Annotated in this window: 1 pseudogene; it reads right to left on the bottom strand. The window is 39.6% G+C overall.

Annotated elements, in window-relative coordinates:
- Positions 1-552: pseudogene (locus KIV40_RS33965) on the bottom strand (type II secretion system protein Z); the annotation flags it as partial.
- Between the last annotated feature and the right edge of the window lie 107 nt (positions 553-659).

Here is a 659-nt window from a genome sequence, read left to right as displayed (position 1 = left end):
TGAACTGTGTTTTTCCTTCGAAAGATAACGACTAATTTCAGCGCAAATAAACGTATTGCCGACCCCGTCTTTACAACCTAAGAAGCTAACTTGTTTTGCTTTTCTTACCAGCCCTACACCACTATTGGCTTGTCTATTGCGATAAACACCAAGTGAAAAATCAATAAACTCTTCTTTAGTTACAGGCCAAAATAAATAATAAAGGACAAGGCTTCTTAAACGCCTAATTGTCGAAATTGAATCCTCTTCACCTACAATAATCACAGATGCGCTATTGGGGAGTAGGTGGCAAATTCGCTCAGCATCAACGACAAGGTCTTTACTTTCATTCAGCTCTATAACAATAATCTCTATACCTTCTTGCTGACCGTAAGCCGTCACATTATCGTCAGACAACTGTTGAAACTCCGGCAAACTAGAGCCTTCGAAGTTACACGCTTCTCGTATTAAGTTCTTGCACTCATCTGTCTGATAAAAAACCACACTACGAATACCGTTCGTTGCTTGATTCGCATGAGGTACTTTTTTGTTCAAGATATCAATCAAGTCCATTTTCTACCCCTACTTAAAAGTTACTTTTATCGAACATGCGTTCTGGATGAGTTATGGATTTCCATCGCATCCCTTCAGGAGCGCAGCCATTAGTAATTTCGCCATAA

Source organism: Vibrio sp. D173a, from assembly GCF_030248475.1.
The sequence above is the reverse complement of the archived record's forward strand: the minus strand, read 5'-3'. Positions and strand labels throughout refer to the sequence as shown.